This is a genomic window from Pseudonocardia sp. D17 (genome assembly GCF_036984265.1).
Classification (GTDB): Bacteria; Actinomycetota; Actinomycetes; order Mycobacteriales; family Pseudonocardiaceae; genus Pseudonocardia; species Pseudonocardia benzenivorans.
This window is the reverse complement of record NZ_BPRG01000063.1, coordinates 1-8,439: the sequence shown is the minus strand read 5'-3', so window position 1 is coordinate 8,439 and position 8,439 is coordinate 1. Positions and strand designations below refer to the sequence as shown.

Genomic DNA, 8,439 nt, shown 5'->3' with positions numbered 1-8,439 from the left:
GCTGCTGTTGGCCGGTGGCGCGGACGCCGGCCTCACGGCGGGCGAGGTGTTCGCGGCGGCGCTCACGAGCCGTGCGCCGCTGAACCTTGCGCCACTTGCGGATGACAGGAGCCTCAGCCACGACGACCACCAGGCCGACGCGCCGAAGGATGAAAATTGACGCAGAGCAGTAGCCCTGCGAAGCTGGTGTCTACCACGACAGCCCTTCGAGGGGTTTCAGAGAACGCCTGGTGCGCCAACACCGGGCGTTTTCGCTTTTTATGGAGTTGTGGAGCCTCTAGCTGGCTGACCTCCTGGCCGTAGACCGTGCGTCGGCCACCTTCTCGCAGCTCGACCCCTGGACGGGGGACGCTGTGCGCCCGGCGTGTCGGAGCGGCTGCCCGGTGGCACGCTGAACGTACCACAGAGAACAGATTGTTACGAGACTGGCTTAAAGCGTGAGCACAATTTGTGTTCGGTGCAATATTTACAATGAAGTCTTGCGGTAAATGGCAAAATGGTAATAAACTGATGATGTTCAGTACCACATTTCGCTGGGCGTCAGGCACTCCAAAGCCTGGCGCTTTTTTCGTATAGCGCATTCTTTTTTACCCTTTTTAGTTATTCGGTAATTGCGCGAAAGGCTATGCGTGTGTTGTTCAGATACTCACATTTGCTTTTCGACAATTGTTTTGCATTATGACTTACGCCGCGCATTTCGTAAAGTACGATATTGCTTGTGGTGAGTTCTGCGGATTCGCTGCGGTTCCGGCTATACCCCTTGTGATCCGATCATGTGAATGACAAATGACGCGCGGTGTCAAGGGTTCGCTGCGCCGCCTTCGGCGCCCTTGACACCACACGCCATCTGCCAAATACGAACGGCTAACAAGGGGTTCCGCCTCTAAATGGGTCGCCCCACTCGAAGACCGGTGCCGTCGTGTCGACAGGCTGCCGGTAGCAAACACCCCGGATTTCTGCTGATCACCGCTTGTGCTGCCGATTCGCATTAGATCACCCGTCATTCGGATGGAGCTGTATTTAAAGGGGGGAGAGGGGGGTTTAATACGTCCACCTGCTGCCTATTGATCGAAATGCTTATCTACTTGCACAATTGGTTTCTCTGCTGAAATGTCGGAGTGTCCGCGCCCTGCCGTCCTCACTCCGTTCCGGGCGTCGGTCGCGGCGTCCGTCCTTCGGCCGGACACTTGGAAGCGCTGCGCCTCCGGAGAATGGATTTCTGTTGCAATGGCGTTAGGAAGTCGGAGTGAACGATTGCGCCCCCGTTATCAATGACGGCCGGTGCCGCGCCAGAATCGCGCTAACAGAGTGAGGCCAATTGCAATAATGATCGTAGCGATGAGGTACGGCCAAATGTCAGCCATTGCGTCCCGGAACGATTGCATGAGCATCGGCGCGAAAATCATTAGCGCCACCGTTCCAAGTGCAATTTTGACTAATGGACTGCCGCTGCTGTGCCGCATTCTTTTTCCTTTGCCATTCGAGTTCGTAGTAATCGGGGATCTTATTTACAGCGTCGTAAATGTCACGGCGTCGCTGCATTTCCTGCGCTATTTCTTCATTGGTGAGGCCGATTTTCCATTCGCCAGGGGAAGCCTGCCGCCGTTTTGCCTTTTCCCTTACGGTGTCGCCCACAATGGCTTTCATGGCAACGTCGTATGTTTCCTGCATTTCGAGCATGATTTGCGCTGATGTTGGAATCCGACTTTTGCCCTCCAACATGCCGCGCCAATAGGCCGCCAGGCCGCCGACGACGAGCAGCGCCAAGCCGAGGCCGACGAGCAGAGCCGTTGTCATCGGTGCTCCTGGTGTGCGCGCAGCTGGTCAGCCAAATCGGCCGGCGGATTTGGGGCACCGAGCACCGGCCGAGGGGAAGACGGCCGGTACCCGGTGGCTTCGGTGGGGTCATCGATACGATGACGGGCAGCGCGGAGGTGTTGAAGCTCGGTCTCACGTTCGGCCGTCAGCCGTGCTGCATCTACCGCCGGGTCCTGGGCTTGGATGGCGTCTATGAGGCTCTGAGAGGCCGCCTGAACGGCTTTTCGCTGCCACGGAACAACTGGCCTACAAACACCCTCAATGTGGTGCAGGAGCAGGACGAGGGGCAGCAGTCGAAGACTAGCAATCATCCGAAGTTGCCGCCCAACTCACTAAGCTTGGTCTGCAACATGATCGCAGCCATGTTCGTAATGCCCATGATGAGCGGAGCCTTATTGATCGGCACCTGCATGGCGGCAGCGTCACCAGCCAAGATCAGGTTTCTTACAGCAGCTTGGGCAGCGATGGCAGCGTGTTCAATACCGCGCATGTCCATCTCGACCACCTGAGTTCGAGCAATTGACTTGCCGACCTCAGTATCACGAGCCTTCCTAATCTCGCGCGGCACTTCGTAGCGCGATGAAAGGCCAAGCGGATTTTTGTTGACGTCATCACGGGGCGTCAGGAAGCCCATTGCTTTACTCCTGGTCGTCTGTGTCGTCGGCGGCGCTAGAATCCAATGTGGACGATAGCCGCATGATTAAGTCGTCGGAGCACCAAGTGAAGCGCACCAATTTGGGGACGTGCGAGCCTTCACCGATGACGTAAGCCATTCCTGCGCCGCCCTCTTTCGGGTCTGGGATTTGGTCGCAGTACGCACCATCGGCACGAGCGCCGGAACCTAGTACGAGGTCGATCATGCCGGTTTTCATCCGGAGGCCAACGCGTGTCGGAAACATGTCACGGAGCGCAATGGTTTCCTTGCGCGGATCTTGCGCGGCACCGACGATCATGTAGCCGGTTGCCCGTCCGAGCGCGAGGATTGTTTGCAATGCCTTATTGACCTCAGCGGCCACTTTCCGATCTGGCAGCATTGATGATAAATAGGCCAGTTCGTCGATGATAATGACATTCATCGGGTATTCCGGCGAGGGGTCGAACTTGCGAGTCTTTCCGGCGATTTGGTCGGCGCGCTGCATCATGTCCGCCACAAGCTCTTTCATCATGGCGACCATTTCGTCAGTGGTCGAGGCGTACTTGTAGAAGAAGCCGCGGCCGATGGATAGCTCAACGCGCTTGGGGTCTAGTCCCCAGACACGGACGACACCGGCGCGGATACCGGGCACCAGGCCGACGAGCAGTGACCAGACGACGGAACCCTTGCCAGAGCCGGACTCGCCCACGATGAGCGTGTGCGTATCGATGGCCGGGAGGTCGAAGCGTTGGCCGCCTTCGGTGATCGCTACCGGGATATTCAGGAGGCGCGAGCGCCAGCCACGTTGATCTACCGTCATCGTATCGATGACCCTGGCGTCGGTGGTTTCGAGCGGCGTACGGCCGACCTTGGCCGTCAAAGTGCCGTCACCGTTGTTGCTCACACGGAAGGATGCGCCCATCGCCAGGCTGAACGCATCCGCCGCCTTTTCCCACTGGCCGACGGTCTGGCCGGTCAACGGTGTGACACGGCCAGACCAGGCCTCCGAGCTGCCAACCATCCGGCTCAGCGCCGGGTAAATCGGCCGGCCGCTCTTCTCATCCTTGATCGTCAGGCCGACGCGGCGGCAAACGTGGCGGAACAGTCGGCGCTGTTGCAGTTCCCAGAGGAAGCCGGAGCGCACGAGGTGCCCGACACCGAGGGAGCCGAAGCCCACCACCAGCAGGACGAGCATTCCGAGCGCTGCGGCACCGCTGGAGCCGTGCTGCAGGAGTACCGGCGCGGCGGCCAGTGTGGCGACCACGGCGAGGCCGAGCAGCAGCGCAACGAAGCGCCCACTCTGCCCTGACAGGTGATCGAAAGACCGGTCGGTATCCATGCCGGAACCCCTTGCGCCGCTTAGGACTTGGCCGCGACGGCTGCCGGGTGAACGGCGTCCGCGAAGTAGAACCACGAGAAGCCTGCGCGCTCGCGGTAGCCGTTGGCACCGACGCGGAGGTTGTCGAAGCTGACGACATCGCCACGGGCGAAGCGCTGTGACGGGTCGTCGTTGCTGGCGACGCTCACGAGGATGAAGTCACCCCGGTTGGTGTCGCGGTAGGTGACGTTCAGGCGCACCTGCCACTTGTTGACGCCATCGTTGTTCTTGTCCTGTGTGCGAGGCCGTCCAGCGTCGCGGTCTTCCTTGGTCTGGAAGGCCATCTTCGGCATGGCGCTATCGAAGGCCACATCGGCGAAGGACTGGGTACCGTCGCCAAGCGTGATGCTCTGCATTTCTGAATCCATTCTTGTTGTTCTCCTTGCAATGACAGATTGTCATTGCGGGCGGCTTAATTGGCCGCATTACCTTGTTTTCGCTGGTTCGCGGTACGCTGCACCCGGCTGGCGACGGGGTGTAGTTCCCTGAACTATATCTAACGTACCACGGAGAACACATTATGGTCAAGGGGGCAAGTAAATGGCATCACACGACGGTTATGCAGAAATTGAGAGATTCATGGATCTACTGATCGAGAGAATTGACGCAATGCGCGAGATTAACAGCAGTCCAGAAATCGAAGAGCGGTTTATCGGCCAAATGCTGATTAGCCGGTTGCACGAGATTTCGGAATTGTCGAAGAATGCCGCGATGCTTATTGCCATTGATGCAGTGCGTAAAAGCGATATCACGAAGCGCAATGCGGCCGACCGACTGCGGATTCATCCGCACACGCTCGACCGCGCCATTAGGCGATTTGAAGAGGAGTACGAAACGCGCCAGGGGCATCCCCTGGACATTGAGGTATTGAATAAAATGCCGTAACGTGTTATAACCAATATTGCGGACGCCGTAGCGTGCTATATATGACAATAAAGTCGCTACACGCGTCCGCACTAGTTATTATGGAAAGCTCTCCGAATTACGACGAAAATATCGACACCCTAGAACAGAAAATGGCGACCACTCGAACGCTCGCAGAAGCGCTGAGTGGCCGCCATGATCTCGCAGGCGTACTAATTGACCAATTGGTCGAAATCTCCGAAGAAGCCGAACGGTTCGCCGTAGATGCTGCCGTGTATGGCGTCCGGAATCACCTCATGAGTCGGCGCAATGCCGCCGACCGGCTCCGAATGCATAGCAACACCTTGCAGCGCGTCATTGATGAGCGCGCCGAGCATGACAGCCAAGAAACTGTCTGACATTCCTACTGCTCCACTTTGTGCGGTGGCCATGCCTAATTAGTTGGCACGACCGTTGACGCGTGGAACACCTGCTGGAGAGAGCTATCAGCATAGCGGACGCTGGCGAGTCTAGCTATCCCCAGGTCAGAGAGGGGTCATCGTATCGATGACGCCCGGCTACTTCGGCAACGGGACCGGTGAAAAGTCCGACTCCTGATCGTAGTCACGACAGGCTCCGATGGTCTTTTTACCGCAGGTGTGACAGTCCAGGCCGACTTGCATATAGCCTTTACGCGTAGGGTGCTGCATTGCCCGATATTCGCAATCATGACTGCCACAATGGGGGCAGGCGTCGCCGGTTTCTAAATGTTCGACTTTATATTCAACTTCTCCGGGCTTTAATTCCCACAGCATGACTATTTCCTCCGTTCGGCAATTAGCGTTGTAATAATCTCATCGCGCAATTCCTCATCTTCAAGGAGTTTCCGCACCAATGCGCGAATAACGTCAGGCTTGATCGACCGGCCGAGACGGTGCTTCCGGTTGGTGTCACGCGCCCAGGCATCGTATGAATCGAACAGGGGTGCAGCGAAGTCAACCGTCAGGCGAACAGGGGTAGTGTCCGCCTCCGGTGTCGGCACATTAGCCGGTGCAGCGTCCGGCGCGTCAGTCGTTGCCTTGGTGTCGTTGTGGCGCGCTGCCAGCCTTGCGGCCTTCTCTGCGGCTCGTTGTGCTGCGGTACTCATTTGATCAGTCCCCTGTGCTGTAGTTCGGCCACGGCGTCGCCGTAGGCGGTCGCGGTAGCGTTGGTGATGTTGTCGCCGTCTGCCTGGCTGAATATCTCTAGCCGGCCGACGGTGGAGCCGATGACCAGCAGGCCGTCATTGGTAATTTGATCGCGGTAGGTGCTGGTACTGATGGCGTTCGGAATAGTCCGGGTGAGCAGGACGGCCAACGGGGGCGGCTGGCCGTCCGCACGGAGGTCGGCCACATCGTTGACGGTCTCGACCGCCAGGGCGAGGCGCTTGTACTCGATGGGAGTCGGAGCGACTGGCACAACGGCCAGGGTCGCCACGCGGAGGGCTGACACAACCACGCCAGACTTCTGTTCGAGCGGTGGCGTATCGATGACCACGGCGTCATACCCGGCTGCGAAATCGCGCAGCTCGTTGTGCAGTGCCTTGGTCGGCAAGCCAATTACCGTGAACGGAAACGGCTGCGGCGCATCCTCATTCCACGACAGAGCCGACCCCTGGGGATCGGAGTCGACGTAGAGCACTCGCCTGCCCAGCTCATGCAGGACGTGCGCCGTGAACACAGCCGAAGTGGTCTTGGTTGTGCCGCCCTTGAAGTTGATGAAGGCGACTATGTCCTGTGCCATGAAGTCAGTATCTCATGAACTACTGACTTCATGCAATACTGTATTACTGAGTTACTGAACTACTGAACTCAGTATGTCGAAGGGTCATCGATACGATGACGCTAGGAGATACTGAACTACTGAACTCAGTAACTACTGAGTTACTTGACAGGCTGTACCGTCATCGATACGATGACGGTATGTATAGCAACGAAGCCCTCCGGGCACTTCAGCAGATCACGACCAGCGAGCAGCGCGAACAGGCCGAAGACAGCTTGGCCGTTGAAGTGATGACGTTGCTTATGGCCGTTGACGACCGCGCAGCGGACGGCGACATGGACGACAGCGAGCCGAGCGCAGCTTGGCCGATGCTGGACACCATGCGGCGACTGCTCGATGAGATCGAAGGCCGCATGATGGACAGCATGGCTGACGGCCGCAGCTTGCAGGAGGCAGCAGACCTGACGGACGGCCGGTACCCGACCAAGCAGTCGTTCCACCGCCGACGCAAGAGCCTGCACGACAGCAACCGGCGCACGACCACCGAGGACTACCGCCGAGGCGCAGCCATTGCGAAGCCCAAGGCCGAGCTGCCACCGGTAGAGAACGTGACGTTGCTTTGATACTGAACTACTGAACTACTGAATCACCCGATGACGACCGACCCCGGCACTTCTAGCTCATCGACGAGGTATTCGCCGGGGTAGAGCAGTTGCACCAGCTTGATGATGCCAAGGTCACCCTTGTTGGTGGCCGTCCAGAGCAGCAAGCCGCGATGCCCGGCCTTGGTCATGCGCCGGAACAGGGGAGCAGCCAGGAACACCCCGGTATCGCCGCCAGCTTCTTCCTCTGCCAGCTCATCATCGGTCTTGGCCGGTTCCATGCCGAGGAGCTTCCGCAGCCCCTTGGAGAAGCGCACAGCCGACTTGCCGGTGGTGGCCTGCTCGTACTCCTGCCAGAGCCGCCGGGCGGTCTCGTCCCGGTGATCGTCGGACAGCCGCAGCAGGAAGTCGAAAGGCACCGTGCCGCCCTCTTTGGCCGCCCGCGATTGTTTGAGGTCAGAGCGTGTCAGCTCGTAGCTGGCCTGCATCTTGGTGATGTACTTGCCGACGGCCTCGTTGGCGTCCGTCACCTGGTCGATGCGGAGGCCGACGTGCGCCTTGGACACCTTGCCCTGCTTACGCATCCACTGGCTGTAGACGGCGTGCATGGCCGCTTCGAGGTCGGCCACCTCGTCGGTCGACAGAGGCCGCTTGGTGAAGATCAGCAAGTGCCGGTGCGGATGCCATCCGGCCGTGACACCGTGCGTGATCTCTAGCGCCGTGATGTTGCCGAGGATGCCGTACCGCTTGCGGGCTGCCTTGTACGTCCGGCTGTTGGCAAGGTGCTGCCACCCCTTGCCAAGCAGCTCGAGCAGGAAGGCCAGCCGCTCGCCGTGGTTGTGCTGCACGGTCTGCGTCAGGAACAGGAAGCCGCCGCCGGTCGCTAGATGGAGCCGGAAGGCTTCCGTGACGTCAGAGGTACGGCCTGCCCTGATCTTCGGTGCACACACCGGGCAGCACCAGACGTTGGCGCAGGACTCGACGCCGACGAAGTGCGCGCCGGTCTTGTCTCCGTGATCGACGATGCCGACGTTGCCGTTGCCGATGGCGGTCTTGCACTGCCGGACCCGTTTCTTGGTGCTTGCCCAGCGCAGCGTGTCCAGGTTGTTGTACCGGATGGCCATGCGCTGCTGGCTGACCTCAACGGAAGGGCTGCTGAGCTGCCCTGACCCCTGTTGTGTTTCGTAACTTTGCGTCTTAACAAGCGCCGGGTCGGCTGCGCCGCCCCGGCGTGCCGCCTGACGAGCTCGGCGGACTTCCTCGCGCTCGACGACGCCGGAGAGGCCGGACAGGCCATCGCCGGGGAGGCGGTGGACGTCGGCCAGCTGCGGAACGATGAGCTGCTGTTGGCCGGTGGCGCGGACGCCGGCCTCACGGCGGGCGAGGTGTTCGCGGCGGCGCTC

General features: G+C 59.5%; 10 protein-coding genes. 3 read left to right on the top strand and 7 right to left on the bottom strand.

From position 1 onward, the window contains the following. Positions 1-1,356: 1,356 nt before the first annotated feature. The 4 genes from PSD17_RS12950 to PSD17_RS12935 all read right to left on the bottom strand — a co-directional run bounded on the left by PSD17_RS12950 (position 1,357) and on the right by PSD17_RS12935 (position 4,186). The gene (locus tag PSD17_RS12950; RefSeq protein ID WP_339122764.1) at positions 1,357-1,797 is read right to left on the bottom strand and encodes a hypothetical protein; all 441 of its coding nucleotides are present in this window, start codon (positions 1,795-1,797) and stop codon (positions 1,357-1,359) included. Between the two features lie 328 nt (positions 1,798-2,125). Continuing rightward, on the bottom strand, positions 2,126-2,452 hold the full coding sequence (locus PSD17_RS12945) for a hypothetical protein (protein WP_339122763.1): 327 nt from the start codon (positions 2,450-2,452) through the stop codon (positions 2,126-2,128). A 4-nt stretch (positions 2,453-2,456) separates the two neighbouring features. After that, positions 2,457-3,791 carry an FtsK/SpoIIIE domain-containing protein gene (locus PSD17_RS12940; RefSeq protein WP_339122762.1) on the bottom strand — a complete coding sequence of 445 codons (1,335 nt, stop codon included), beginning with the start codon at positions 3,789-3,791 and terminating at the stop codon, positions 2,457-2,459. A 20-nt stretch (positions 3,792-3,811) separates the two neighbouring features. Then, complete coding sequence (locus PSD17_RS12935; protein WP_339122761.1) at positions 3,812-4,186, bottom strand: hypothetical protein; 375 nt, start codon at positions 4,184-4,186, stop codon at positions 3,812-3,814. A gap of 223 nt (positions 4,187-4,409) precedes the next feature. On the opposite strand from PSD17_RS12935, the gene PSD17_RS12930 reads away from it, so the two are divergent. Continuing rightward, positions 4,410-4,715 carry a hypothetical protein gene (locus PSD17_RS12930; RefSeq protein WP_339122760.1) on the top strand — a complete coding sequence of 102 codons (306 nt, stop codon included), beginning with the start codon at positions 4,410-4,412 and terminating at the stop codon, positions 4,713-4,715. Between the two features lie 80 nt (positions 4,716-4,795). Next, complete coding sequence (locus tag PSD17_RS12925) at positions 4,796-5,092, top strand: hypothetical protein (RefSeq protein ID WP_339122759.1); 297 nt, start codon at positions 4,796-4,798, stop codon at positions 5,090-5,092. A gap of 398 nt (positions 5,093-5,490) precedes the next feature. On the opposite strand, the gene PSD17_RS12920 is transcribed toward PSD17_RS12925, so the two are convergent. Further along, positions 5,491-5,820, bottom strand: a complete 330-nt coding sequence (locus PSD17_RS12920; RefSeq protein ID WP_339122758.1) for a hypothetical protein — start codon at positions 5,818-5,820, stop codon at positions 5,491-5,493. Further along, on the bottom strand, positions 5,817-6,455 hold the full coding sequence (locus PSD17_RS12915) for a ParA family protein (protein ID WP_339122757.1): 639 nt from the start codon (positions 6,453-6,455) through the stop codon (positions 5,817-5,819). Before PSD17_RS12915 ends, PSD17_RS12920 begins: the two co-directional genes overlap by 4 nt. A 179-nt stretch (positions 6,456-6,634) precedes the next feature. On the opposite strand from PSD17_RS12915, the gene PSD17_RS12910 reads away from it, so the two are divergent. Then, a complete protein-coding gene (locus tag PSD17_RS12910) occupies positions 6,635-7,057 on the top strand; it encodes a hypothetical protein (RefSeq protein WP_339122756.1) in 423 nt (140 codons plus the stop codon). Between the two features lie 23 nt (positions 7,058-7,080). On the opposite strand, the gene PSD17_RS12905 is transcribed toward PSD17_RS12910, so the two are convergent. Next, on the bottom strand, positions 7,081-8,439 hold a 1,359-nt coding region (locus PSD17_RS12905; RefSeq protein WP_445261010.1), incomplete at its 5' end, for a protein rep.

Bases quoted from the DNA above. Each gene is read 5' to 3' on its own strand.
- PSD17_RS12950 (WP_339122764.1), bottom strand. From the start codon at position 1,797: ATGACAACGGCTCTGCTCGTCGGCCTCGGCTTGGCGCTGCTCGTCGTC.
- PSD17_RS12945 (WP_339122763.1), bottom strand. From the start codon at position 2,452: ATGGGCTTCCTGACGCCCCGTGATGACGTCAACAAAAATCCGCTTGGC.
- PSD17_RS12940 (WP_339122762.1), bottom strand. From the start codon at position 3,791: ATGGATACCGACCGGTCTTTCGATCACCTGTCAGGGCAGAGTGGGCGC.
- PSD17_RS12935 (WP_339122761.1), bottom strand. From the start codon at position 4,186: ATGCAGAGCATCACGCTTGGCGACGGTACCCAGTCCTTCGCCGATGTG.
- PSD17_RS12930 (WP_339122760.1), top strand. From the start codon at position 4,410: ATGGATCTACTGATCGAGAGAATTGACGCAATGCGCGAGATTAACAGC.
- PSD17_RS12925 (WP_339122759.1), top strand. From the start codon at position 4,796: ATGGAAAGCTCTCCGAATTACGACGAAAATATCGACACCCTAGAACAG.
- PSD17_RS12920 (WP_339122758.1), bottom strand. From the start codon at position 5,820: ATGAGTACCGCAGCACAACGAGCCGCAGAGAAGGCCGCAAGGCTGGCA.
- PSD17_RS12915 (WP_339122757.1), bottom strand. From the start codon at position 6,455: ATGGCACAGGACATAGTCGCCTTCATCAACTTCAAGGGCGGCACAACC.
- PSD17_RS12910 (WP_339122756.1), top strand. From the start codon at position 6,635: ATGTATAGCAACGAAGCCCTCCGGGCACTTCAGCAGATCACGACCAGC.